General features: G+C 51.7%; 23 protein-coding genes. 16 read left to right on the forward strand and 7 right to left on the reverse strand.

Translation table 11 applies throughout. The features are described 5' to 3' along the window. Window positions 1-123, reverse strand: a 123-nt coding sequence (locus BFF42_RS02665) for an IS3 family transposase (RefSeq protein ID WP_005083954.1), incomplete at its 3' end; no start/stop codon positions are given. A gap of 54 nt (window positions 124-177) precedes the next feature. On the opposite strand from BFF42_RS02665, the gene kduD reads away from it, so the two are divergent. From kduD to ygeA, 3 genes are all read left to right on the forward strand, one after another. Continuing rightward, complete coding sequence (gene kduD / locus BFF42_RS02670) at window positions 178-918, forward strand: 2-dehydro-3-deoxy-D-gluconate 5-dehydrogenase KduD (protein WP_039059501.1); 741 nt, start codon at window positions 178-180, stop codon at window positions 916-918. 314 nt (window positions 919-1232) lie between these two features. Continuing rightward, window positions 1233-2651 carry an arabinose-proton symporter AraE gene (gene araE / locus BFF42_RS02675; RefSeq protein ID WP_012421274.1) on the forward strand — a complete coding sequence of 473 codons (1419 nt, stop codon included), beginning with the start codon at window positions 1233-1235 and terminating at the stop codon, window positions 2649-2651. Window positions 2652-2779: 128 nt separating this feature from the next. Further along, window positions 2780-3472, forward strand: coding sequence for an amino acid racemase (gene ygeA, locus BFF42_RS02680; RefSeq protein WP_000848664.1), 693 nt, complete (start codon window positions 2780-2782; stop codon window positions 3470-3472). On the opposite strand, the gene lysR is transcribed toward ygeA, so the two are convergent. After that, entirely contained in the window at window positions 3459-4394 is a 936-nt protein-coding gene (gene lysR, locus BFF42_RS02685; RefSeq protein ID WP_039059502.1) for a DNA-binding transcriptional regulator LysR, read from the reverse strand. The two genes, ygeA and lysR, sit on opposite strands and share 14 nt — an antisense overlap. Window positions 4395-4515: 121 nt before the next feature. Here lysR and lysA point away from each other — a divergent pair, with 121 nt between their 5' ends. After that, a complete protein-coding gene (gene lysA, locus BFF42_RS02690) occupies window positions 4516-5778 on the forward strand; it encodes a diaminopimelate decarboxylase (protein WP_001120712.1) in 1263 nt (420 codons plus the stop codon). 6 nt (window positions 5779-5784) lie between these two features. Here lysA and galR read toward each other — a convergent pair whose 3' ends face one another. Continuing rightward, entirely contained in the window at window positions 5785-6816 is a 1032-nt protein-coding gene (gene galR / locus BFF42_RS02695; RefSeq protein WP_000201048.1) for an HTH-type transcriptional regulator GalR, read from the reverse strand. A 388-nt stretch (window positions 6817-7204) separates the two neighbouring features. Between galR and aas the strand changes: the two genes are divergently transcribed. Both aas and lplT read left to right on the forward strand, forming a co-directional pair. After that, window positions 7205-9364: a bifunctional acyl-ACP--phospholipid O-acyltransferase/long-chain-fatty-acid--ACP ligase gene (gene aas / locus BFF42_RS02705; RefSeq protein WP_000899061.1), complete on the forward strand. Its 2160-nt coding sequence runs from the start codon at window positions 7205-7207 to the stop codon at window positions 9362-9364. Then, window positions 9357-10550 carry a lysophospholipid transporter LplT gene (gene lplT / locus BFF42_RS02710; protein WP_000004618.1) on the forward strand — a complete coding sequence of 398 codons (1194 nt, stop codon included), beginning with the start codon at window positions 9357-9359 and terminating at the stop codon, window positions 10548-10550. Before aas ends, lplT begins: the two co-directional genes overlap by 8 nt. Before the next feature lie 31 nt (window positions 10551-10581). Here the strand turns inward: lplT and BFF42_RS02715 are convergent, their stop codons facing one another. The 4 genes from BFF42_RS02715 to mutH form a co-directional block, all read right to left on the reverse strand. After that, complete coding sequence (locus tag BFF42_RS02715; protein WP_001199310.1) at window positions 10582-11622, reverse strand: NADP(H)-dependent aldo-keto reductase; 1041 nt, start codon at window positions 11620-11622, stop codon at window positions 10582-10584. Between the two features lie 107 nt (window positions 11623-11729). Further along, entirely contained in the window at window positions 11730-11948 is a 219-nt protein-coding gene (gene ygdR / locus BFF42_RS02720) for a lipoprotein YgdR (protein ID WP_000758655.1), read from the reverse strand. Between the two features lie 137 nt (window positions 11949-12085). Then, entirely contained in the window at window positions 12086-12799 is a 714-nt protein-coding gene (locus tag BFF42_RS02725; protein WP_000895624.1) for a TerC family protein, read from the reverse strand. 68 nt (window positions 12800-12867) lie between these two features. Next, on the reverse strand, window positions 12868-13557 hold the full coding sequence (gene mutH / locus BFF42_RS02730; protein WP_000082195.1) for a DNA mismatch repair endonuclease MutH: 690 nt from the start codon (window positions 13555-13557) through the stop codon (window positions 12868-12870). Window positions 13558-13742: 185 nt separating this feature from the next. Here mutH and ygdT point away from each other — a divergent pair, with 185 nt between their 5' ends. The 10 genes from ygdT (at window position 13743) to recC (ending at window position 24160) form a co-directional block, all read left to right on the forward strand. After that, on the forward strand, window positions 13743-13889 hold the full coding sequence (ygdT, locus tag BFF42_RS28140; RefSeq protein ID WP_000953278.1) for a protein YgdT: 147 nt from the start codon (window positions 13743-13745) through the stop codon (window positions 13887-13889). Between the two features lie 352 nt (window positions 13890-14241). Next, window positions 14242-14772 carry an RNA pyrophosphohydrolase gene (gene rppH, locus BFF42_RS02740; RefSeq protein WP_000564490.1) on the forward strand — a complete coding sequence of 177 codons (531 nt, stop codon included), beginning with the start codon at window positions 14242-14244 and terminating at the stop codon, window positions 14770-14772. Between the two features lie 12 nt (window positions 14773-14784). Next, complete coding sequence (ptsP, locus tag BFF42_RS02745) at window positions 14785-17031, forward strand: phosphoenolpyruvate--protein phosphotransferase (protein WP_039060335.1); 2247 nt, start codon at window positions 14785-14787, stop codon at window positions 17029-17031. A 150-nt stretch (window positions 17032-17181) separates the two neighbouring features. Next, window positions 17182-18057: a prolipoprotein diacylglyceryl transferase gene (gene lgt, locus BFF42_RS02750; protein ID WP_000204658.1), complete on the forward strand. Its 876-nt coding sequence runs from the start codon at window positions 17182-17184 to the stop codon at window positions 18055-18057. A gap of 6 nt (window positions 18058-18063) precedes the next feature. After that, window positions 18064-18858, forward strand: a complete 795-nt coding sequence (gene thyA, locus BFF42_RS02755) for a thymidylate synthase (RefSeq protein WP_000816239.1) — start codon at window positions 18064-18066, stop codon at window positions 18856-18858. A gap of 184 nt (window positions 18859-19042) precedes the next feature. Continuing rightward, window positions 19043-19513 (forward strand): prepilin peptidase-dependent protein, encoded by a 471-nt coding sequence (locus BFF42_RS02760; RefSeq protein ID WP_000857051.1) that lies wholly within the window; start codon window positions 19043-19045, stop codon window positions 19511-19513. Further along, entirely contained in the window at window positions 19504-20067 is a 564-nt protein-coding gene (locus tag BFF42_RS02765; RefSeq protein ID WP_001144309.1) for a prepilin peptidase-dependent protein, read from the forward strand. Before BFF42_RS02760 ends, BFF42_RS02765 begins: the two co-directional genes overlap by 10 nt. Further along, window positions 20064-20471 (forward strand): DUF2509 family protein, encoded by a 408-nt coding sequence (locus BFF42_RS02770; RefSeq protein ID WP_039059504.1) that lies wholly within the window; start codon window positions 20064-20066, stop codon window positions 20469-20471. Before BFF42_RS02765 ends, BFF42_RS02770 begins: the two co-directional genes overlap by 4 nt. Next, window positions 20456-20779: a prepilin-type N-terminal cleavage/methylation domain-containing protein gene (locus BFF42_RS02775; protein WP_001276457.1), complete on the forward strand. Its 324-nt coding sequence runs from the start codon at window positions 20456-20458 to the stop codon at window positions 20777-20779. The genes BFF42_RS02770 and BFF42_RS02775 overlap by 16 nt, the downstream gene beginning before the upstream one ends. Before the next feature lie 12 nt (window positions 20780-20791). Then, the gene (recC, locus tag BFF42_RS02780) at window positions 20792-24160 is read left to right on the forward strand and encodes an exodeoxyribonuclease V subunit gamma (RefSeq protein WP_039059505.1); all 3369 of its coding nucleotides are present in this window, start codon (window positions 20792-20794) and stop codon (window positions 24158-24160) included. Window positions 24161-24315: the final 155 nt, after the last annotated feature.

The following is a 24315-nucleotide window of genomic DNA, read 5'->3' on the forward strand; positions in this document are numbered from 1 at the left end:
TCTTGTCATTGTGGAAAGGCCAACATCCATAGCTTTGGCGGCATCTGCCACCGTGTATTTCTGGTCAACAACCAGTTGAGCGGATTCGCGTTTAAACTCTGCGCTAAAATTTCTTTTTTTCATTGGAGCACCTGTGTTGTTCTGAGGTGAGCATATCACCTCTGTTCAGGTGGCCAAATTCAGTGTGCCACTTCAGTCGTCACTGGTTGTGATACTGGGCTGGGCCAGGGGATGGCGTTGGGGCTGGCGCAAGCGGGCTGTGACATTGTTGGCATTAACATCGTTGAACCGACTGAAACCATCGAGCAGGTCACGGCGCTGGGGCGTCGTTTTTTAAGCCTGACCGCCGATCTGCGAAAGATTGATGGCATTCCTGGACTGCTGGATCGCGCGGTAGCTGAATTTGGTCATATTGATATCCTGGTGAATAACGCCGGATTGATTCGCCGCGAAGACGCTCTCGAGTTCAGCGAAAAAGACTGGGACGATGTCATGAACCTGAATATCAAGAGCGTATTCTTCATGTCTCAGGCAGCGGCGAAACACTTTATCGCGCAAGGCAATGGCGGCAAGATTATCAATATCGCGTCAATGCTCTCCTTCCAGGGCGGGATCCGTGTGCCTTCTTATACCGCATCAAAAAGCGGCGTGATGGGTGTGACGCGATTGATGGCGAACGAATGGGCTAAACACAACATTAATGTTAATGCGATAGCTCCGGGTTACATGGCGACCAACAATACTCAACAACTACGGGCAGATGAACAACGTAGCGCGGAAATTCTCGACCGCATTCCAGCTGGTCGTTGGGGACTGCCGAGTGACCTGATGGGGCCGATAGTGTTCCTTGCCTCCAGCGCTTCAGATTATGTGAATGGTTATACCATTGCCGTGGATGGCGGTTGGCTGGCGCGTTAATTCATTCTTCTTACTTTTATGACCCTGCCGCATGGCAGGGTTTTTTATACCTGTAGATCATCATAATCCATATCATGGTTATGAAATAATCCATATTAATTATCAATTAATGAACTTTATGAATTTTATCTGCTGTAAAATTAGGTGGTTAATAATAATCTCAATAATTCAACTTAATTTGAAAATTGGAATATCCATCACATAACGACATGTCGCAGCAATTTAATCCATATTTATGCTGTTTCCGACCTGACACCTGCGTGAGTTGTTCACGTATTTTTTCACTATGTCTTACTCTCTGCTGGCAGGAAAAAATGGTTACTATCAATACGGAATCTGCTTTAACGCCACGTTCTTTGCGGGATACGCGGCGTATGAATATGTTTGTTTCGGTAGCTGCTGCGGTCGCAGGATTGTTATTTGGTCTTGATATCGGCGTAATCGCCGGAGCGTTGCCGTTCATTACCGATCACTTTGTGCTGACCAGTCATTTGCAGGAATGGGTGGTTAGTAGCATGATGCTCGGCGCAGCAATTGGTGCGCTGTTTAATGGTTGGCTGTCGTTCCGCCTGGGGCGTAAATACAGCCTGATGGCGGGGGCCATCCTGTTTGTACTCGGTTCTATAGGGTCCGCTTTTGCGACCAGCGTAGAGATGTTAATCGCCGCTCGTGTGGTGCTGGGCATTGCTGTCGGGATCGCGTCTTACACCGCTCCTCTGTATCTTTCTGAAATGGCAAGTGAAAACGTTCGCGGTAAGATGATCAGTATGTACCAGTTGATGGTCACACTCGGCATCGTGCTGGCGTTTTTATCCGATACAGCGTTCAGTTATAGCGGTAACTGGCGCGCAATGTTGGGGGTTCTTGCTTTACCAGCAGTTCTGCTGATTATTCTGGTGGTCTTCCTGCCAAATAGCCCGCGCTGGTTGGCGGAAAAGGGGCGTCATATTGAGGCGGAAGAAGTATTGCGTATGCTGCGCGATACGTCGGAAAAAGCGCGAGAAGAACTCAACGAAATTCGTGAAAGCCTGAAGTTAAAACAGGGCGGTTGGGCACTGTTTAAGATCAACCGTAACGTCCGTCGTGCTGTGTTTCTCGGTATGTTGTTGCAGGCGATGCAGCAGTTTACCGGTATGAACATCATCATGTACTACGCGCCGCGTATCTTCAAAATGGCGGGCTTTACGACCACAGAACAACAGATGATTGCGACTCTGGTCGTAGGGCTGACCTTTATGTTCGCCACCTTTATTGCGGTGTTTACGGTAGATAAAGCAGGGCGTAAACCGGCTCTGAAAATTGGTTTCAGCGTGATGGCGTTAGGCACTCTGGTGCTGGGCTATTGCCTGATGCAGTTTGATAACGGTACGGCTTCCAGTGGCTTGTCCTGGCTCTCTGTTGGCATGACGATGATGTGTATTGCCGGTTATGCGATGAGCGCCGCGCCAGTGGTGTGGATCCTGTGCTCTGAAATTCAGCCGCTGAAATGCCGCGATTTCGGTATTACCTGTTCGACCACCACGAACTGGGTGTCGAATATGATTATCGGCGCGACCTTCCTGACGCTGCTCGACAGCATTGGCGCTGCCGGTACGTTCTGGCTCTACACTGCGCTGAACATTGCGTTTGTGGGCATCACTTTCTGGCTCATTCCGGAAACCAAAAATGTCACGCTGGAACATATCGAACGCAAACTGATGGCAGGCGAGAAGTTGAGAAATATCGGCATCTGATTTCACGGGCCGGATGTGCTGTACATCCGGCCCTTTTTTCGTTAATAGAGATTGGGCACTTGGCCGTTGAGGCGTTTGTCTCGTTCCTTATTCAGCCTTGTTGCGGTAACACACATCAGGAGAGAGGAATGAAAACAATTGGTTTGCTGGGAGGAATGAGCTGGGAATCCACCATTCCTTACTATCGTTTGATAAATGAAGGCATTAAACAGCGGCTTGGTGGGCTTCACTCTGCGCAAGTGCTGCTACATAGCGTCGATTTTCATGAAATAGAAGAGTGCCAGCGTCGCGGGGAATGGGATAAAACCGGGGACATTCTGGCTGAGGCGGCGCTTGGCTTACAGCGGGCGGGCGCAGAAGGTATTGTGTTATGTACCAATACGATGCATAAAGTGGCGGATGCCATTGAGTCACGTTGCACTCTGCCTTTCTTACACATTGCGGATGCCACCGGACGTGCAATTACCGGGGCCGGAATGACTCGTGTGGCGCTGCTGGGTACGCGTTACACCATGGAACAGGATTTTTATCGCGGGCGGCTGACGGAACAATTTTCCATCAATTGTCTTATTCCTGAAGCGGATGAACGGGCGAAAATTAATCAGATTATTTTTGAAGAACTGTGTCTGGGGCAATTTACCGAAGCGTCACGCGCTTATTATGCGCAAGTGATTGCTCGCCTTGCAGAACAGGGCGCACAGGGCGTCATTTTTGGCTGCACAGAAATTGGTTTACTGGTGCCAGAAGAGCGCAGTGTTTTGCCTGTGTTTGATACTGCGGCGATCCATGCCGAGGATGCTGTCGCTTTTATGCTGTCGTAGCTGACGACAAAATAGCGTCAAGAGAAGTGACCAGTTTCGGTAACCCCGCTTGTAAATGCTCACTAAACGCCTGCACCAGCGCTGATGACGGGCGGTGCAGGGGGCGGATCAGGCTGACGGTGAACGGAACCGCAATACTGAACCGCCGCACCACTAAACCGCTTGCCGCATAATTCAGTGCGGTGAGCGGGTTAACCACCGAAACACCTACCCCCGCCCGTACCATTGCGCAGATTGACGCGGCGCTGTGGGTTTCTACGATCATGCGTCGTTTAACCTGATGTTCAGTAAATAGCTGATCCAGCAACTGGCGATAGCTGTCAGTACGGGAAAGGCTGATGTAGTTCTCACCCTGAAAATCATCCGGCGTTAATACCTTTTTTACCGCCAGCGGATGACCCGGAGGTAACACACACACTTCATCTAAAGAGAGTAATTCGGTACGTTCTGTTCCCGCAGGCGTATGGAGTGTCTCAGTGAGTCCTAAATCATGACGCTGGGCCGAGAGCCACTCTTCAAGTAGCGGTGATTCCTGGGGCACGATATTTAAGCTGACATCGGGATAACGTGCCAGAAAGGGTTGCAGGAGCTGCGGTAAAAAAGATTGCGAAAAGACCGGCAGGCAGGCAATAGACAGTTCTCCCTGGCGAAACTCGCGCAGACTTTCTGCAGCGCTGACAATTCGATCCAGTCCGTACCAGGATCGTTGCACTTCTTCAAACAGACGCAGTCCTTGCACGGTAGGATGTAATCGCCCACGTACGCGCTCAAACAATTTCAGCCCGATCACCTTCTCAAAGCGCGCAAGTTCGCGGCTGACGGTTGGCTGTGAGGTGTGTAGCAGGTGTGCCGCCTCAGTCAGGCTTCCGGCGGTCATTACCGCATGAAAAATTTCAATATGACGTAAGTTAACGGCGGCCATTAGCGCTCTCTCGCAATCCGGTAATCCATATCATTTTTGCATAGACTCGACATAAATCGATATTTTTTATTCTTTTTATGATGTGGCGTAATCATAAAAAAGCACTTATCTGGAGTTTGTTATGCCACATTCACTGTTCAGCACCGATACCGATCTCACCGCCGAAAATCTGCTGCGTTTGCCCGCTGAATTTGGCTGCCCGGTGTGGGTCTACGATGCGCAAATTATTCGTCGGCAGATTGCAGCGCTGAAACAGTTTGATGTGGTGCGCTTTGCACAGAAAGCCTGTTCCAATATTCATATTTTGCGCTTAATGCGTGAGCAGGGCGTGAAAGTGGATTCCGTCTCGTTAGGCGAAATAGAGCGTGCGTTGGCGGCGGGTTACAATCCGCAAACGCACCCCGATGATATTGTTTTTACGGCAGATGTTATCGATCAGGCGACGCTTGAACGCGTCAGTGAATTGCAAATTCCGGTGAATGCGGGTTCTGTTGATATGCTCGACCAACTGGGCCAGGTTTCGCCAGGGCATCGGGTATGGCTGCGCGTTAATCCGGGGTTTGGTCACGGACATAGCCAAAAAACCAATACCGGTGGCGAAAACAGCAAGCACGGTATCTGGTACACCGATCTGCCCGCCGCACTGGACGTGATACAACGTCATCATCTGCAGCTGGTCGGCATTCACATGCACATTGGTTCTGGCGTTGATTATGCCCATCTGGAACAGGTGTGTGGTGCTATGGTGCGTCAGGTCATCGAATTCGGTCAGGATTTACAGGCTATTTCTGCGGGCGGTGGGCTTTCTGTTCCTTATCAACAGGGTGAAGAGGCGGTTGATACCGAACATTATTATGGTCTGTGGAATGCCGCGCGTGAGCAAATCGCCCGCCATTTGGGCCACCCTGTGAAACTGGAAATTGAACCGGGTCGCTTCCTGGTAGCGCAGTCTGGCGTATTAATTACTCAGGTGCGGAGCGTCAAACAAATGGGGAGCCGCCACTTTGTGCTGGTTGATGCCGGGTTCAACGATCTGATGCGCCCGGCAATGTACGGTAGTTACCACCATATCAGTGCCCTGGCAGCTGATGGTCGTTCTCTGGAACACGCGCCAACGGTGGAAACCGTCGTCGCCGGACCGTTATGTGAATCGGGCGATGTCTTTACCCAGCAGGAAGGGGGAAATGTTGAAACCCGCGCCTTGCCGGAAGTGAAGGCAGGTGATTATCTGGTACTGCATGATACAGGGGCATATGGCGCATCAATGTCATCCAACTACAATAGCCGTTCGCTGTTACCAGAAGTTCTGTTTGATAATGGTCAGGCGCGGTTGATTCGCCGTCGCCAGACCATCGAAGAATTACTGGCTCTGGAATTGCTTTAACTGCGGTTAGTCGCTGGTTGCATGATGACTTGCCTCCAGCGACGGAGTTGACACTGAATGACGACGTACCAGCGTCGGACTAAAGACATTAGTGATTTCCGGGAGAGGGCGATTATCCGCCAGCGCCAAAGCCAGTTCGGCAGCCTGGGTCGCCATCGTCACGATTGGGTAACGCACGGTGGTCAGGCGCGGACGCACATAGCGTGACACCAGCACATCATCAAAGCCAATTAACGAAATCTCACCCGGTACATCAATACCATTATCATTGAGAACGCCCATCGCACCCGCCGCCATTGAATCGTTATAACAGGCTACCGCAGTGAAATTTCTTCCTCGTCCCAAAAGCTCGGTCATTGCCTGTTCGCCGCCGCTTTCGTCTGGTTCGCCAAATGTCACCAGCCGGTCATTGGCCGCAATACCACTTTCAGCAAGGGCATCGTAATACCCTTGCAGACGATCTTCGGCGTCAGAAATAGAGTGGTTAGAGCACAGATAACCAATGCGGGTATGACCTTGCTGAATTAAATGACGCGTTGCCAGCCAGGCACCGTAACGATCGTCAAGAGCAATACAACGGTTTTCAAAGCCAGGCAGGATACGGTTGATCAGCACCATACCGGGCATTTGTTTCATTAATGAGGCTAAATCGGCATCCGGGATCATTTTGGCATGGACGACCAACGCAGCACAGCGATGGCGGATCAGTTGCTCAATAGCCTGACGCTCTTTTTGTTCGTTGTGGTAACCGTTGCCAATCAATAAGAAATTACCGGTGTGATAAGCCACCTGTTCGACCGCTTTCACCATTGCACCGAAAAACGGATCGGAAACATCACCAACGATCAGACCGACCGTTTCAGTGGTCTGCTGCGCCAGCGCACGGGCGTTGGCGTTCGGGTGATAGCTAAGAGACTCCATTGCACTATGCACAGCCAGCCGGGAAGCTTCGCTGGCTTTGGGTGAATTATTAATGACGCGGGAAACGGTGGCGACTGAAACGCCTGCCAGTCGGGCTACATCCTTTATGGTCGCCATGAAAATACCTTAGTGGGTAAACGCTTACATTCTTTCAGTGTTACGGAAAACGCCCGTTGGTTCAAGGGGTGGCGTGTTTTCATCGTGGGAATGTGAGCCAAACGCAAATAAGTAAGACAAAAAAAGAGATTGCAAACCTTTGGTTACACTTTGCGAAACGCTGTTGCGATTGACCGCTGGTGGCGTTTGGCTTCAGGTTGCTAAAGTGGTGATCCCAGAGGTATTGATTGGTGAGATTATTCGGTACGCTCTTCGTACCCTGTCTCTTGCACCAACCTGCGCGGATGCGCAGGTTTTTTTTCGCACCTAATTTACTGTCGCTCGCGTTCTTTATCTCGTGTAATCTCCCTCCATTCGCTTTTACTGAATCAGAGCAAAGGGAGTTGGAATGCTTTTTAGCTTTTTTCGAAATTTGTGCCGTGTTTTGTATCGCGTTCGCGTTACGGGTGACACCCAGGCACTGAAGGGCGAGCGCGTTCTAATTACGCCTAATCACGTCTCTTTTATTGATGGCATTTTGCTTGGACTGTTTTTACCTGTGCGTCCAGTGTTTGCCGTTTACACCTCAATAAGCCAACAGTGGTATATGCGTTGGCTGAAATCATTTATCGACTTTGTTCCTCTCGACCCGACGCAACCTATGGCTATTAAACATCTGGTACGTCTGGTGGAACAGGGCCGACCAGTGGTGATTTTCCCTGAAGGACGCATCACCACTACAGGCTCGCTGATGAAAATCTACGATGGCGCGGGTTTTGTCGCGGCGAAGTCTGGTGCAACGGTTATTCCTGTGCGTATTGAAGGGGCGGAACTTACGCACTTCAGCCGCCTGAAAGGTCTGGTTAAACGTCGCTTGTTCCCGCAAATTACTCTGCATATTTTGCCTCCAACGCAGGTGGCGATGCCGGATGCGTCGCGTGCCCGTGACCGTCGCAAAATCGCTGGCGAAATGCTGCATCAAATAATGATGGAAGCGCGTATGGCGGTGCGCCCGCGTGAAACTCTGTACGAATCTTTACTGAGTGCAATGTACCGCTTCGGAGCCGGGAAGAAATGTGTCGAAGACGTCAACTTTACCCCAGACTCCTATCGCAAATTGCTTACGAAAACGCTGTTTGTTGGACGCATCCTTGAAAAATACAGTGTTGAAGGCGAACGCATCGGCTTAATGCTGCCCAATGCAGGCATCAGTGCGGCAGTGATTTTTGGGGCCATCGCGCGTCGCCGCATTCCCGCAATGATGAACTACACTGCTGGGGTAAAAGGGCTGACCAGTGCTATTACGGCGGCTGAAATCAAAACCATCTTCACTTCCCGCCAGTTTCTCGATAAAGGCAAACTCTGGCATCTGCCGGAGCAACTTACTCAGGTGCGCTGGGTCTATCTGGAAGATTTAAAAGCAGATGTCACCACTGCCGACAAAGTATGGATCTTCGCTCATTTGCTGATGCCGCGCCTGGCGCAGGTAAAACAGCAGCCGGAAGAAGAGGCGCTGATCCTCTTTACCTCCGGTTCTGAAGGCCATCCAAAAGGCGTCGTCCATAGCCATAAAAGCATTCTGGCGAACGTCGAGCAGATTAAAACGATTGCCGACTTCACCACCAACGATCGCTTTATGTCGGCATTACCGCTGTTTCACTCCTTTGGGCTGACGGTAGGCCTGTTTACGCCACTGCTTACAGGTGCAGAAGTGTTCCTTTATCCAAGCCCGCTGCATTACCGCATTGTGCCGGAGTTGGTGTATGACCGCAGTTGCACCGTGTTGTTCGGTACCTCGACTTTCCTCGGTCACTACGCGCGTTTCGCCAACCCGTATGACTTCTATCGTCTACGCTATGTGGTGGCAGGCGCAGAAAAACTACAAGAAAGTACCAAACAGCTTTGGCAGGATAAATTTGGCCTGCGCATCCTTGAAGGCTATGGTGTAACCGAGTGCGCGCCTGTCGTTTCTATCAACGTACCGATGGCGGCGAAACCCGGTACGGTAGGGCGTATTCTACCAGGAATGGATGCGCGCCTGTTGTCGGTTCCTGGTATCGAAGAGGGCGGACGCCTGCAACTGAAAGGGCCGAACATAATGAACGGCTATCTGCGGGTGGAGAAGCCAGGTGTACTGGAAGTGCCCACCGCCGAGAATGTTCGCGGCGAAATGGAGCGCGGCTGGTATGACACTGGCGATATTGTGCGTTTTGACGAGCAGGGCTTTGTGCAGATTCAGGGCCGCGCAAAACGCTTTGCCAAAATTGCAGGCGAAATGGTGTCGCTGGAAATGGTGGAACAACTGGCACTTGGTGTTTCGCCAGATAAAGTCCATGCCACTGCGATTAAGAGCGATGCCAGCAAAGGCGAGGCACTGGTGCTGTTCACCACAGATAACGAACTGACGCGCGATAAGTTGCAACAGTATGCCCGCGAGCACGGCGTGCCGGAGCTTGCTGTACCGCGCGATATTCGCTATCTGAAACAGATGCCATTACTTGGCAGCGGCAAACCTGACTTTGTCACGTTGAAAAGCTGGATAGACGAAGCGGAACAACACGATGAGTGAGTCAGTGCACACTAACACTTCGTTGTGGTCGAAGGGGATGAAAGCGGTTATCGTGGCGCAGTTTCTCTCTGCGTTTGGCGATAATGCCCTACTGTTTGCCACTCTGGCGTTACTGAAAGCGCAGTTCTATCCGGAGTGGAGCCAGCCCATCCTGCAAATGGTGTTTGTAGGTGCTTACATTCTTTTTGCGCCGTTTGTCGGGCAGGTGGCGGATAGCTTCGCCAAAGGCCGGGTGATGATGTTTGCCAACGGCCTGAAGCTGCTGGGCGCAGCCAGTATCTGCTTTGGTATCAATCCGTTTCTCGGCTATACGCTGGTGGGGGTTGGTGCTGCAGCCTATTCACCGGCGAAATACGGTATTCTCGGCGAATTAACCACGGGTAGTAAGTTAGTGAAAGCTAACGGTTTAATGGAAGCTTCTACCATAGCGGCGATTTTGCTCGGTTCCGTAGCCGGTGGTGTGCTGGCTGACTGGCATGTCCTCGTCGCCCTGGCCGCATGCGCACTGGCCTACGGTGGTGCGGTCGTTGCCAATATCTACATTCCCAAACTGGCGGCGGCGCGTCCGGGGCAGTCCTGGAATCTCATCAACATGACCCGCAGTTTCCTGAATGCCTGCACCTCGCTATGGCGCAATGGTGAAACGCGTTTTTCGCTGGTGGGCACCAGTTTATTCTGGGGAGCGGGTGTCACGCTGCGTTTCCTGTTGGTGCTGTGGGTACCGGTGGCGCTGGGCATTACCGATAACGCTACGCCCACCTATCTCAACGCGATGGTAGCGATTGGTATCGTGGTTGGCGCAGGTGCGGCAGCGAAGTTAGTTACGCTGGAAACCGTGTCACGCTGTATGCCAGCCGGGATTTTGATTGGCGTGGTGGTACTGATTTTTTCCCTGCAACACGAGCTGCTGCCAGCCTATGCCTTGTTGATGCTGATTGGCGTGATGGGGGGCTTTTTTGTCGTTCCGCTCAATGCGTTGCTACAGGAGCGGGGTAAAAAAAGCGTCGGGGCGGGGAATGCGATTGCAGTACAAAACCTTGGCGAAAACAGCGCCATGTTGTTGATGCTGGGCATTTACTCGCTGGCGGTAATGGTAGGCATCCCGGTCGTGCCCATTGGCATTGGCTTCGGTGCGCTGTTTGCGCTGGCAATAACGGCGCTGTGGATCTGGCAGCGCCGTCATTAATATTTAACGCCGGTTTTAACCGGCGTTAATCTTATGGTGCCGGATAAGTATAAACCTGATGCACCGCTTCAATTTCAGCTAATACGTCTTCGCTTAACTCCAGATGCAAACTTTCGATGTTAGTTTTCAGCTGATCCATCGTGGTTGCGCCCAGCAGAGTGCTGGCAACAAACGGTTGACGGCGTACAAACGCGAGCGCCATCTGAGCAGGGTCCAGGCCATGACGTCTGGCGATATCAACATACGCCGCGACGGCTTTTTGCGTTTGCTCACCGCTATAGCGGGTGAACCGACTAAAGAGCGTATTACGTGCGCCAGCGGGTTTTGCACCATTGAGATATTTCCCGGTCAGCGTGCCGAAACCCAGGCATGAATAGGCCAGCAGTTCGCCCCCTTCATACTGGCTGACTTCTGCCAGACCTACTTCAAAACTGCGGTTTAACAGACTGTAAGGGTTCTGAATGGTGACAATACTCGGCAGATCGTGTTTGTCCGCCAGATGCAGGTAGCGCATTACGCCAAATGCAGTTTCGTTCGACACGCCGATATAACGAATTTTTCCCGCGCGTTGGTACTCTGCCAGTGCGTCCAGCGTATCCAGCAGCGAAACCGCAGGCGCAGAATCCGTCCAGCTATAACCGAGTTTGCCGAAGCAGTTGGTCGGGCGCTGCGGCCAGTGCACCTGATAAAGATCGAGGTAATCAGTCTGTAGGCGCTTGAGGCTGTCATGCAGCGCTTCGCGGATATTCTTCCGATCCAGCGCCTGATCCGGGCGGATGCCCTTGTCATTATTGCGCGACGGTCCGCTCACTTTGGAGGCGATAATTAACTTTTCGCGGCTGCCATGTTTCGCCAGCCAGTTGCCGACGTAGGTTTCGGTTAACCCTTGCGTTTCGGGGCGCGGAGGTACTGGGTACATTTCGGCAACGTCGATAAGGTTAATGCCCTGAGCGACGGCATAGTCGAGTTGTGCGTGGGCGTCGGCTTCGCTGTTCTGTTCACCAAACGTCATCGTGCCAAGCCCCAGCGTGCTGACTTCCAGCGAACTGTGGGGTATACGGTGATATTGCATAGCCGTTTCCTTTTTATAATCACGACATAAGGAATATAAAAATGGCAGAGGGAAGGGAAAAGGGAAAGAGAAAAATCTTAAGGCCAGCCGGATGCTGACCTTATTTGTTAACGTTCAATAATTTGCGAAACATCATCACGGTTAATTTGCATCGCGTTACCTTGCTGATCGTGATAACTCACCAGCCCGGTATCATCATCAATTTCAGGTTTTCCATCGGTCAAAATCATACGGCCATCTTTGGTCGCCATGACGTAATCACTGGAACACCCGGAAACAGCAAACGCCAGTCCGACTGCAGAAATTATTACTGCCCATTTTTTCATCCGGTTATCCTCATTTGGCCTACCTATGATAATAGTCTGTTTATAAACCGACGTTATATATCTTGAAAGCAGGAAAATCTTAAACTGTGAGGGTAAAAGGAGTGAGTACGCCCTCCCGCAGGAGAGCGTACGGAGTATCAGAGCGGATTCTTTTTGTTGCGAATCAAGTTGAGGCTTTCAACCGCAATAGAGAAGAACATCGCGAAGTAGATGTAACCTTTCGGTACGTGGATGTCGAAACTTTCCAGAATCAGGGTAAAGCCCACCAGAATCAGGAAAGAGAGCGCCAGCATTTTTACCGAAGGATGGCGTTCGACAAAATCACCAATCGAGCGCGCGGCGAACATCATCACGCCTACGGCAATCACCACGGCTGCCATCATAATAAACAGGTGATCTGACAGACCCACAGCCGTAATCACCGAGTCGAGGCTAAAGATAATATCCAGCAGCATAATCTGCACGATAGCGCCGAGGAATGATGAAACGCGTGTTTTCAGCCCTTCTTCTTCACCTTCAATGGATTCGTGGATTTCCTTGCTGGCTTTCCAGATAAGGAACAAGCCACCCAGAAGCAGAATCAAATCACGGGCAGAAATTTCCTGACTGAATATTGTAAAAAGCGGATTTGTCAGGCGCGTAACCCAGGCGATTGATGCCAGCAGCGCCAGACGCATAACCATGGCTCCCGCCAACCCCAGACGGCGCGCATGAGCACGTTGTGCTGTGGGAAGCTTTGCCACCACCAGAGAAAGGAAAATAATATTGTCGATCCCAAGAACGATCTCCAGCAGCGTCAGCGTACCGAGCGCAAGCCAGGCGTTAGGATCGGTTATCCATGCAAATAACATCTAAAAAGCCCTGCCAAAAAAATGAAGCGGTAATTATATGCCCGGAAAGCGGCAGGTCAAAGCGATGGCTACTGGATCAGAAAATGACGGGCCAGTAGTGCACTGGTGAAATTCTTCTTCAAATAAAAGCCGCGTGGCAGCGTCAGAATCCGTTCGCCCCGGGCACCAATGGCTTCGGTAAGCGCTTTCGCATTCGCTGCTTTCGGTCTTATCTGTAAATATTCCCCGTGACGAGCGGTGATCCGCTCAACCTGACCGAGAACAATCATATCCATTAATTCTTCCCAGTCTTCGCGTAGCTGTCGGTCTTCCTCTTCATTCGGGGTCCACAGCAACGGGGATCCTACGCGACGCTGCGCCAGCGGGATGCTGCGCTCGCCTTCAACCGGTATCCACAGTACGCGTTTGAGCTTGTGGCGCACGTGGCTGGTTTCCCAGGTCACCCCGCTATTACCCGTTAACGGGGCAACACAAACGAATGTTGTTTCCAGCGGACGACCAAGACTATCCACAGGGATAGTTTTAAGTTCCACGCCCAGAGCAGCAAAATCTTGCTCAGGTTTACTCCCTGCGCTGGCACCTAGCCAGATCTCCAGTAACACGCCAATCCAGCCCTTATCGCGTTTTAAATTCTCTGGCGTAACCAGCCCGGCAAGTGCCGCCAGTTCTCCCAATGTATAACCAGAAAGTTGCTGTGCTTGCGCTAACAACTGTTCTTCAGTTTCGGGAGGAGAGAGCAGTGGGCGAGGTTGGGACATGTCATGATACCTTGGTTAAAAAACAAACAGCAATTATGTGCCGAATATTCGCAGTGTAACTTTTTCCACATGTGTTGTTCAATTCTCTGATTTATATTGCTTTTTAGGCTGCCGATAATCGAGTTGCGCAGCACTGCAATAGGTTTTCCAAATCTGGTCACTGAAAATAAACAGGATCTTACACCATGTTATCCACAGAAAGCTGGGATAACTGTGAAAAACCTCCACTACTGTTTCCATTTACAGCCTTGACGTGCGACGAAACTCCAGTTTTTAGTGGTTCAGTGCTTAACTTAGTGGCACATTCTGTGGATAAATACGGCATTGGTTGATCTTTCGCCAACCCGTAAATGAGAGGTGTGACCTGGGTCACGAATTACTCTTTTTCATTACTCAAATTACATGTAATGCATTGACTGATAATGAATATTTTAAAATGCCTATATCGGGCTTATTCAGAATGCTCCGGGTTTTCCCGTAGTAATTCCGTAGTTCTTCACAACTCTATCCACAGAAAAGGTGAATAAAAACGGCTATCCACCCCTTCCTCTGTTTATAACTCTGCACATAACTGTGAGTTATTCAATTGTTATTAGTGTGTAATGCCCTGCAGAGAGTGGTTTACCGTCTTCCTGGAGTATGAAACAATCATTCGTATATAAAGCTTTATTTTGAGGTAGTCCGGTGATTGATGACGATGGCTACCGCCCAAACGTAGGTATCGTGATTTGTAATCGCCAGGGGCAGGTAATGTGGGCCCGGCGATTTGGTCAGCACTCCTGGCAATTTCCGCAAGGCGGAATCAACCCCGGAGAATCCGCAGAGCAGGCGATGTACCGTGAATTGTTTGAAGAAGTAGGATTAAGCCGCAAAGACGTTCGAATCCTTGCTTCAACGCGTAACTGGTTGCGCTACAAATTACCGAAACGTTTGGTGCGTTGGGACACGAAGCCGGTTTGTATCGGCCAAAAACAAAAATGGTTTCTCTTGCAGCTGGTGAGCGGCGATGCAGAAATCAATATGCAAACCAGCAGTACACCAGAGTTTGACGGCTGGCGATGGGTAAGTTACTGGTATCCGGTCAGACAGGTGGTGTCATTTAAACGTGATGTCTACCGTAGGGTAATGAAAGAGTTCGCGAGTGTGGTGATGTCACTGCAGGAAAATACGCCAAAACCACAAAACACATCTGCTTATCGACGTAAAAGAGGTTAAGTCACGCCAATTATGCTCACTCGCCTGCGCGAAATAGTCGAAAAGGTAGCCAGCGCACCACGCCTGAATGAGGCGTTAAATATTCTGGTTACCGACATCTGTCTTGCGATGGATACCGAGGTCTGTTCGGTCTACCTGGCCGATCATGATCGACGTTGTTACTACCTGATGGCGACCCGGGGGCTGAAAAAACCACGCGGTCGCACTGTAACGCTCGCGTTTGATGAAGGGATCGTCGGCCTGGTTGGCAGGCTGGCGGAACCGATAAACCTTGCAGATGCGCAAAAGCACCCCAGCTTCAAATACATCCCCTCCGTAAAAGAAGAACGTTTCCGCGCGTTTTTAGGCGTACCAATTATTCAACGTCGCCAGTTGCTTGGTGTACTGGTGGTACAGCAACGAGAGTTGCGCCAGTATGACGAAAGTGAAGAATCCTTCCTGGTGACGCTTGCCACCCAGATGGCAGCTATTCTTTCTCAGTCGCAGTTGACTGCCTTGTTTGGGCAATATCGCCAGACGCGAATCCGCGCATTACCGGCAGCACCTGGTGTGGCGATTGCCGAAGGCTGGCAGGATGCCACGTTACCTTTAATGGAACAGGTGTATCAGGCATCAACGCTGGATCCGGCTCTGGAACGCGAACGATTGACCGGGGCGCTGGAAGAAGCGGCAAACGAGTTTCGCCGCTACAGCAAACGCTTTGCCGCCGGAGCACAAAAAGAAACGGCGGCTATTTTCGATCTTTACTCGCACCTGCTTTCGGACACCCGGCTGCGTCGCGAATTGTTTGCCGAGGTTGATAAAGGCTCGGTGGCAGAGTGGGCGGTAAAAACGGTCATTGAAAAATTTGCCGAACAGTTTGCCGCGCTAAGCGATAACTATCTCAAAGAGCGGGCTGGCGATTTACGTGCGCTGGGTCAGCGATTGCTGTTTCATCTTGATGACGCTAATCAAGGGCCGAACGCCTGGCCGGAACGTTTCATTCTGGTGGCAGATGAACTGTCAGCGACAACTCTTGCTGAGCTGCCCCAGGATCGCTTAGTCGGTGTTGTCGTGCGAGATGGCGCAGCCAACTCCCATGCTGCGATCATGGTACGTGCGCTGGGGATCCCTACCGTGATGGGCGCGGATATTCAGCCTTCGGTGCTGCATCGTAGGACGCTGATCGTTGATGGCTATCGCGGTGAATTGCTGGTCGATCCGGAGCCGGTACTGCTGCAAGAATATCAGCGGCTAATTAGTGAAGAGATTGAGCTTAGCCGTCTGGCGGAAGATGACGTCAATTTACCCGCGCAGTTAAAAAGCGGTGAGCGTATAAAAGTCATGCTCAATGCTGGTTTAAGCCCGGAACATGAAGAAAAACTGGGCAGCCGTATTGATGGCATCGGTCTTTATCGCACTGAAATCCCATTCATGCTGCAAAGTGGTTTCCCGTCGGAAGAAGAACAGGTGGCGCAGTATCAGGGGATGCTGCAAATGTTCAATGATAAACCCGTCACCTTGCGTACGCTGGATGTCGGAGCAGATAAGCAGCTGCCTTACATGCCGATCAGCGAAGAGAATCCATGCCTGGGTTGGCGTGGGATTCGCATTACGCTCGATCAGCCGGAGATCTTCTTGATCCAGGTGCGGGCGATGCTGCGTGCTAATGCCGCTACGGGCAACCTGAATATTCTGTTGCCGATGGTCACCAGCCTCGATGAAGTTGACGAAGCACGCCGCCTGATTGAACGTGCCGGACGTGAAGTCGAGGAGATGATCGGTTACGAAATTCCCAAACCACGTATCGGCATCATGCTGGAAGTACCGTCAATGGTATTTATGCTGCCGCATCTGGCAAAGCGGGTCGATTTCATCTCTGTTGGCACCAACGATCTGATTCAATACATTCTGGCCGTTGATCGCAACAATACCCGGGTGGCGAACATTTATGACAGCCTTCATCCTGCAATGTTACGAGCTCTGGCAATGATCGCCCGGGAAGCGGAAATACATGGTATCGATCTCCGTTTGTGCGGTGAAATGGCGGGCGATCCCATGTGCGTGGCAATCCTCATTGGGCTTGGGTATCGCCATCTGTCTATGAACGGACGTTCTGTAGCGCGGGTAAAATACCTGCTGCGGCGCATTGATTTTGCCGAAGCAGAAAATCTTGCGCAGCGTAGTCTGGAAGCGCAACTGGCGACCGAAGTTCGTCATCAGGTTGCAGCCTTTATGGAGCGTCGCGGCATGGGCGGGCTGATTCGCGGAGGGTTATAGCGCGGATCATATACATATCTTTTAACGGTATCCGGCAACCAGCCAGGTCCCCTTGTGCTATTATTCGCACCTTTGGAGCGCCTGAAACCTGCGGCGCGCATTTCAATCGCTGTTCTCTTTCAGCGAAATAACAAGAACTTGTGGTGACAGATGACCAGTAGCTATCTGCATTTTCCGGAGTTTGATCCGGTCATTTTCTCAATAGGACCCGTGGCGCTTCACTGGTACGGCCTGATGTATCTGGTGGGTTTCATTTTTGCAATGTGGCTGGCAACACGTCGGGCGAATCGTCCGGGCAGTGGCTGGACCAAAAATGAAGTTGAAAACTTACTCTATGCGGGCTTCCTCGGCGTCTTCCTCGGTGGACGTATTGGTTATGTTCTGTTCTACAACTTCCCGCAGTTTATGGCCGATCCGCTGTATCTGTTCCGTGTCTGGGACGGCGGCATGTCCTTCCACGGCGGCCTGATTGGCGTTATCGTGGTGATGATTATCTTCGCCCGCCGTACTAAACGTTCCTTCTTCCAGGTCTCTGATTTTATCGCACCACTCATTCCGTTTGGTCTTGGTGCCGGGCGTCTGGGCAACTTTATTAACGGTGAATTGTGGGGCCGCGTTGACCCGAACTTCCCGTTTGCCATGCTGTTCCCTGGCTCCCGTACAGAAGATATTTTGCTGCTGCAAACCAACCCGCAGTGGCAATCCATTTTCGATACTTACGGTGTGCTGCCGCGCCACCCATCACAGCTTTACGAGCTGTTGCTGGAAGGTGTAGTGCTGTTTATTATCCTCAACCTGTATATTCGTAAACCGCGCCCAATGGGAGCTGTCTCAGGTTTGTTCCTGATTGGTTACGGCGCGTTTCGCATCATTGTTGAGTTTTTCCGCCAGCCCGACGCGCAGTTTACTGGTGCCTGGGTGCAGTACATCAGCATGGGACAAATTCTTTCCATCCCGATGATTGTCGCGGGTGTGATCATGATGGTCTGGGCATATCGTCGCAGCCCACAGCAACACGTTTCCTGAGGAACCATGAAACAGTATTTAGAACTGATGCAAAAAGTGCTCGACGAAGGCACACAGAAAAACGACCGTACCGGAACCGGAACGCTTTCCATTTTTGGTCATCAGATGCGTTTTAACCTGCAGGATGGATTCCCGCTGGTGACAACTAAACGTTGCCACCTGCGTTCCATCATCCATGAACTGCTGTGGTTTCTGCAGGGCGACACTAACATTGCTTATCTACACGAAAACAATGTCACCATCTGGGACGAATGGGCCGATGAAAACGGCGACCTCGGGCCAGTGTATGGTAAACAGTGGCGCGCCTGGCCAACGCCGGATCGTCGTCATATTGACCAGATCACTACGGTACTGAACCAGCTGAAAAACGACCCGGATTCGCGCCGCATTATTGTTTCAGCGTGGAACGTAGGCGAACTGGATAAAATGGCGCTGGCACCGTGCCATGCGTTCTTCCAGTTCTATGTGGCAGACGGCAAACTCTCTTGCCAGCTTTATCAGCGCTCCTGTGACGTTTTCCTCGGCCTGCCGTTTAACATTGCCAGCTACGCGTTACTGGTGCATATGATGGCGCAGCAGTGTGATCTGGAAGTGGGCGATTTTGTCTGGACGGGGGGCGACACGCACCTGTACAGCAATCATATGGATCAAACTCATCTGCAATTAAGCCGCGAACCGCGTCCGCTGCCGAAGTTGATTATCAAACGTAAACCCGAATCCATCTTCGACTACCGTTTCGAAGATTTTGAGATTGAAGGCTACGATCCGCATCCGGGCATTAAAGCGCCGGTGGCTATCTAATTACGAAACATCCTGCCAGAGCCGACGCTAGTGTGCGTCGGTTTTTTTTACCCTCCATTAAATTCTTCGAGACACCTTCCCGAAATTTTGCAACGTCCTGCAACGGCGTAAATAGTCCGGAAGATGCGCCGAAGAAATAGAAACTGGCCCTCGTCTTTTTTTCTCCTCGCTCCATACTGCCGGCATGAAAACACAACGTGGTTATACGCTGATTGAAACGCTGGTCGCGATGCTGATTTTGGTCATGCTAAGCGCAAGTGGACTCTATGGCTGGCAATACTGGCAGCAGTCGCAACGGCTATGGCAAACCGCCAGCCAGGCGCGGGACTATTTGCTCTATTTACGTGAAGATGCCAACTGGCATAACCGCGACCACAGTATCAGCGTTATCAGGGAGGGGACGTTATGGTGCCTTGTGAGTTCCGCTGCTGGGGCCAATACCTGTCATGGCAGTTCACCATTGGTCTTTGTGCCACGCTGGCCCGAAGTCGAAATGAGCGACCTGACACCTTCGCTTGCTTTCTTTGGCCTGCGCAATACCGCATGGGCCGGGCATATTCGCTTCAAAAACTCAACGGGCGAGTGGTGGCTGGTGGTTTCGCCGTGGGGAAGACTCCGGCTTTGTCAGCAAGGAGAAACAGAAGGATGCCTGTAAAAGAGCAAGGTTTTTCTCTGCTGGAAGTGTTGATTGCTATGGCGATCAGTAGCGTATTGTTGCTGGGGGCTGCACGCTTTCTGCCTGCGTTACAGCGTGAAAGTTTAACGAGCACCCGTAAGCTGGCGCTGGAAGATGAAATCTGGCTGCGGGTATTTACCGTCGCGAAGCATCTCCAGAGGGCGGGTTATTGTCATGGCATCTGTACCGGCGAAGGGCTGGAAATTGTCGGACAGGGTGACTGTATCATTGTGCAGTGGGATGCGAACAGTAACGGTATCTGGGATCGCGAACCGGTAAAAGAGTCCGACCAGATTGGATTTCGTCTGAAGGAGCATGTGCTGGAAACGCTACGCGGTGCGACATCCTGTGAAGGTAAGGGCTGGGATAAAGTCACTAATCCGGATGCCATCATTATCGACACTTTTCAGGTCGTACGTCAGGATGTCAGCGGCTTCTCGCCGGTGTTGACGGTTAATATGCGTGCTGCCAGTAAGTCTGAACCGCAAACCGTGGTGAATGCCAGCTATAGCGTGACAGGATTCAACCTGTGAACCGCGAAAAGGGTGTTTCGTCACTGGCTCTGGTCCTGATGCTGCTGGTTTTGGGTAGTTTGCTATTACAAGGAATGAGCCAACAGGATCGCAGTTTTGCCTCTCGCGTGAGCATGGAAAGTCAGTCATTGCGCCGCCAGGCCATCGTTCAGTCGGCGCTGGCGTGGGGAAAAATGCACTCCTGGCAGACGCAGCCAGCAGTTCAGTGCTCGCAGTACGCTGAAACCGATGCCCAGGTTTGTTTGCGTTTACTGGCAGATAATGAAGCCTTATTGATTGCCGGTTATGAAGGCGTTTCGTTGTGGCGAACAGACGAAGTCATTGATGGAAACATTGTTTTTTCGCCAAGCGGCTGGAGCGATTTTTGTCCGCTGAAAGAGAGGGCGTTATGTCAGCTTCCCTGAAGAATCAACAAGGCTTTAGCCTGCCGGAGGTAATGTTGGCGATGGTGTTGATGGTGATGATTGTCACTGCGTTATCGGGTTTCCAGCGAACATTAATGAACAGTCTTGCCAGCAGAAACCAGTACCAACAGCTCTGGCGGCATGGCTGGCAGCAAACGCAACTGCGCGCGATTTCGCCACCAGCTAACTGGCAGGTCAACCGATTGCAGACATCGCAGGCGGGATGTGTCAGCATCAGCGTTACGCTAGTTTCACCCGGGGGCAGAGAAGGCGAGATGACCCGCCTGCATTGCCCGAATCGTCAGTAGTCAGGAGCCGCTATGTTAAGGGTCTACCATTCCAATCGTCTGGACGTGCTGGAAGCGTTGATGGAGTTTATTGTCGAACGCGAACGGCTGGACGATCCTTTCGAACCAGAGATGATTCTGGTGCAAAGTACCGGTATGGCACAGTGGCTGCAAATGACCCTGTCGCAAAAGTTTGGTATTGCGGCAAACATTGATTTTCCGCTGCCTGCGAGCTTTATCTGGGATATGTTCGTCCGGGTGTTACCGGAGATCCCCAAAGAGAGCGCCTTTAACAAACAGAGCATGAGCTGGAAACTGATGACTCTGCTGCCACAACTGTTGGAGCACGAAGACTTTACCCTGTTGCGGCATTATCTGACTGACGATAGCGACAAGCGAAAACTGTTCCAGCTTTCCTCAAAAGCGGCGGACCTGTTTGACCAGTATCTGGTCTATCGCCCGGAGTGGCTGGCACAATGGGAAACAGGACATTTGGTTGAAGGGCTGGGAGAAGCACAGGCCTGGCAAGCGCCGTTGTGGAAGGCGCTGGTGGAATATACCCATGAACTCGGACAACCGCGCTGGCACCGCGCGAATCTCTATCAGCGCTTTATCGAAACGCTGGAGTCCGCGACGACCTGCCCGCCGGGGTTACCTTCGCGCGTCTTTATATGCGGTATTTCCGCGTTACCGCCTGTTTATCTCCAGGCGCTCCAGGCGCTGGGTAAACATATTGAAATCCATCTCCTGTTTACCAACCCCTGCCGTTATTACTGGGGCGATATTAAAGATCCTGCTTATCTGGCGAAACTGCTGACTCGTCAGCGTCGACACAGTTTTGAAGATCGCGAATTGCCGCTATTTCGCGATAGCGAAAATGCCGGACAGCTCTTTAACAGCGATGGTGAACAGGATGTCGACAACCCGCTGCTGGCCTCATGGGGGAAGCTTGGGCGCGACTACATTTATCTCCTTTCTGACCTGGAGAGCAGCCAGGAGCTGGACGCCTTTGTCGATGTCACGCCAGATAACCTGCTGCATAACATTCAGTCTGACATTCTGGAACTGGAAAACCGTGCCGTTGCTGGTGTGAACATCGAAGAGTTTTCCCGTAGCGATAACAAACGCCCGCTTGATCCACTGGATAGCAGTATCACCTTCCACGTTTGCCATAGCCCGCAGCGTGAAGTTGAAGTTTTGCACGATCGCCTGCTGGCGATGCTGGAAGAAGACCCGACACTTACTCCGCGCGACATCATCGTGATGGTGGCTGATATCGACAGCTACAGTCCGTTTATTCAGGCTGTGTTTGGTAGCGCACCTGCGGATCGTTACCTGCCTTACGCCATTTCCGACCGTCGGGCGCGGCAGTCGCATCCGGTACTGGAAGCGTTTATCAGCCTGTTATCGTTGCCAGACAGCCGCTTTGTGTCGGAAGACGTGCTGGCATTACTGGATGTGCCGGTGCTGGCGGCGCGGTTTGACATCACCGAAGAAGGGCTGCGTTATTTACGCCAGTGGGTCAACGAATCCGGCATTCGTTGGGGGATAGATGACGACAACGTTCGCGAGCTGGAACTCCCCGCCACCGGACAACACACCTGGCGATTTGGCCTGACGCGTATGTTGCTGGGCTACGCGATGGAGAGCGCGCAGGGCGAGTGGCAATCGGTTCTACCTTATGATGAGTCGAGCGGCTTAATTGCAGAACTGGTGGGGCATCTGGCTTCACTGCTAATGCAGCTAAACATCTGGCATCGCGGGCTGGCACAGGAGCGTCCGCTAGAAGAGTGGTTGCCGGTTTGTCGCGATATGCTCAACGCCTTCTTCCTGCCGGATGCGGAAACCGAAGCGGCGATGACGCTGATCGAACAACAATGGCAGGCGATTATCGCCGAAGGTTTAGGTGCGCAGTATGGCGACGCGGTGCCGCTGTCACTATTGCGTGATGAACTGGCACAGCGTCTGGATCAAGAACGTATCAGCCAGCGTTTTCTCGCCGGACCGGTTAACATTTGTACTCTGATGCCAATGCGTTCAATTCCGTTCAAAGTGGTTTGCCTGCTGGGAATGAACGACGGCGTTTATCCACGTCAGCTTGCGCCATTGGGCTTTGACCTGATGAGCCAGAAACCGAAGCGTGGCGACCGTAGCCGTCGCGATGACGACCGCTACCTGTTCCTGGAAGCGTTAATTTCCGCGCAGCAAAAACTCTATATCAGTTATATCGGGCTTTCCATTCAGGATAACAGTGAACGTTTCCCGTCGGTACTGGTGCAGGAACTGATCGACTACATCGGGCAAAGTCATTATCTACCGGGCGATGAAGCGCTCAACTGTGATGAAAGCGAGGCAAGGGTAAAAGCGCATCTTACCTGCCTCCATACCCGGATGCCGTTTGATCCACAAAACTACCAGCCAGGCGAACGACAAAGCTATGCTCGTGAATGGCTACCTGCGGCCAGCCGGGCTGGTAAAGCACATTCTGAATTTGTTCAGCCGCTGCCGTTTACCTTACCGGAAACCGTGCCGCTGGAAACGCTACAACGATTCTGGGCACATCCGGTGCGGGCATTTTTCCAGATGCGTTTGCAGGTGAACTTCCGTACCGAAGACAGCGAAATCCCCGACACCGAGCCATTTATTCTGGAAGGGCTTAGCCGTTATCAAATCAATCAGCAGTTATTGAATGCACTGGTTGAGCAGGATGATGCCGAACGCTTGTTCCGTCGCTTCCGGGCGGCAGGGGATTTACCGTATGGCGCTTTTGGTGAAATTTTCTGGGAAACTCAGTGCCAGGAGATGCAGCAGCTTGCCGACAGAGTCATTGCCTGTCGCCAGCCGGGGCAGAGTATGGAAATTGATCTCGCCTGCAACGGTGTGCAGATAACTGGCTGGTTGCCGCAGGTGCAGCCGGATGGCCTGTTGCGCTGGCATCCCTCTTTATTAAGTGTGGCGCAGGGAATGCAACTTTGGCTGGAACACCTTGTCTACTGTGCCAGCGGTGGTAATGGTGAAAGTCGCCTTTTTCTACGCAAAGACGGCGAGTGGCGTTTTCCGCCGCTTGCAGCCGAACAGGCTTTGCATTACCTCTCACAACTGATTGAGGGGTATCGTGAAGGGATGTCCGCGCCATTGCTGGTGTTACCTGAAAGTGGCGGCGCGTGGCTAAAAACCTGTTATGACGCGCAAAACGATGCCATGCTGGATGACGATTCCACGTTGCAAAAAGCCCGTACGAAATTCCTTCAGGCTTACGAAGGCAACATGATGGTGCGTGGCGAAGGTGATGATATCTGGTATCAAAGGCTCTGGCGGCAATTAACACCAGAGACAATGGAGGCCATCGTTGAACAGTCGCAACGTTTCCTGTTACCGCTGTTTCGCTTTAATCAGTCATGAGTGCTGTATAAAAATTGCGCAATCTATCCGCTTACTTTATGATGCGCACCAGTCACGGACTGATGGTTATATAAACATAGGCTGACTCGTGCAGCACAAGATTAAATTCTGGCAGATGATTTGCGTTAACGTGTTGAATCTGGACAGAAAATTAA

Origin of the sequence: Shigella sp. FC1661, assembly GCF_001712525.1 — a bacterium.
Taxonomy (GTDB): domain Bacteria; phylum Pseudomonadota; class Gammaproteobacteria; order Enterobacterales; family Enterobacteriaceae; genus Escherichia; species Escherichia coli.

Excerpts from the sequence above, each read along its gene's own strand:
- araE (WP_012421274.1), top strand. The coding sequence starts at position 1,233 with ATGGTTACTATCAATACGGAATCTGCTTTAACGCCACGTTCTTTGCGG.
- ygeA (WP_000848664.1), top strand. The coding sequence starts at position 2,780 with ATGAAAACAATTGGTTTGCTGGGAGGAATGAGCTGGGAATCCACCATT.
- lysR (WP_039059502.1), bottom strand. The coding sequence starts at position 4,394 with ATGGCCGCCGTTAACTTACGTCATATTGAAATTTTTCATGCGGTAATG.
- lysA (WP_001120712.1), top strand. The coding sequence starts at position 4,516 with ATGCCACATTCACTGTTCAGCACCGATACCGATCTCACCGCCGAAAAT.
- galR (WP_000201048.1), bottom strand. The coding sequence starts at position 6,816 with ATGGCGACCATAAAGGATGTAGCCCGACTGGCAGGCGTTTCAGTCGCC.
- aas (WP_000899061.1), top strand. The coding sequence starts at position 7,205 with ATGCTTTTTAGCTTTTTTCGAAATTTGTGCCGTGTTTTGTATCGCGTT.
- lplT (WP_000004618.1), top strand. The coding sequence starts at position 9,357 with ATGAGTGAGTCAGTGCACACTAACACTTCGTTGTGGTCGAAGGGGATG.
- BFF42_RS02715 (WP_001199310.1), bottom strand. The coding sequence starts at position 11,622 with ATGCAATATCACCGTATACCCCACAGTTCGCTGGAAGTCAGCACGCTG.
- ygdR (WP_000758655.1), bottom strand. The coding sequence starts at position 11,948 with ATGAAAAAATGGGCAGTAATAATTTCTGCAGTCGGACTGGCGTTTGCT.
- BFF42_RS02725 (WP_000895624.1), bottom strand. The coding sequence starts at position 12,799 with ATGTTATTTGCATGGATAACCGATCCTAACGCCTGGCTTGCGCTCGGT.
- mutH (WP_000082195.1), bottom strand. The coding sequence starts at position 13,557 with ATGTCCCAACCTCGCCCACTGCTCTCTCCTCCCGAAACTGAAGAACAG.
- ygdT (WP_000953278.1), top strand. The coding sequence starts at position 13,743 with ATGTTATCCACAGAAAGCTGGGATAACTGTGAAAAACCTCCACTACTG.
- ptsP (WP_039060335.1), top strand. The coding sequence starts at position 14,785 with ATGCTCACTCGCCTGCGCGAAATAGTCGAAAAGGTAGCCAGCGCACCA.
- lgt (WP_000204658.1), top strand. The coding sequence starts at position 17,182 with ATGACCAGTAGCTATCTGCATTTTCCGGAGTTTGATCCGGTCATTTTC.
- thyA (WP_000816239.1), top strand. The coding sequence starts at position 18,064 with ATGAAACAGTATTTAGAACTGATGCAAAAAGTGCTCGACGAAGGCACA.
- BFF42_RS02760 (WP_000857051.1), top strand. The coding sequence starts at position 19,043 with ATGAAAACACAACGTGGTTATACGCTGATTGAAACGCTGGTCGCGATG.
- BFF42_RS02765 (WP_001144309.1), top strand. The coding sequence starts at position 19,504 with ATGCCTGTAAAAGAGCAAGGTTTTTCTCTGCTGGAAGTGTTGATTGCT.
- BFF42_RS02775 (WP_001276457.1), top strand. The coding sequence starts at position 20,456 with ATGTCAGCTTCCCTGAAGAATCAACAAGGCTTTAGCCTGCCGGAGGTA.
- recC (WP_039059505.1), top strand. The coding sequence starts at position 20,792 with ATGTTAAGGGTCTACCATTCCAATCGTCTGGACGTGCTGGAAGCGTTG.